The sequence below is a fragment of the Mycolicibacterium agri genome, from assembly GCF_002553505.1.
GTDB classification, from domain to species: Bacteria; Actinomycetota; Actinomycetes; order Mycobacteriales; family Mycobacteriaceae; genus Mycobacterium; species Mycobacterium agri.
In genome coordinates, this window is the sequence record NZ_PDCP01000266.1 from 1 (window position 1) to 262 (window position 262).

1 protein-coding gene is annotated in these 262 nt (G+C 64.1%); it reads left to right on the forward strand.

Translation table 11 applies throughout. The features are described 5' to 3' along the window. Positions 1–231 (forward strand): DUF2970 domain-containing protein (locus tag CQY20_RS34110; RefSeq protein ID WP_420093253.1); only part of this gene is annotated, 231 nt, incomplete at its 5' end. Between the last annotated feature and the right edge of the window lie 31 nt (positions 232–262).

Below are 262 nucleotides of genomic sequence, written 5' to 3' on the forward strand. Positions count from 1 at the left end.
CCGATGGGTATCGAGACGGAAGAACCGAACCAGAAGCCGCCGACCTTCTGGCAGATGCTGCATAGCGTGATGGCTGCCGCCTTCGGCGTACAGAGCGGGCGAAACCGCGCCCGCGACTTCACCCACGGCAAGCCCGTGCACTTCATCATGCTGGGCCTGCTCTTCACCCTGGTGTTCGTGCTGTTGCTGGCCGGGATCGTGAAACTGGTGCTGAGCCTCAGCGGCCTGTGACCTCTGAGCCGCCGAGGCGGGCTTTCACTGG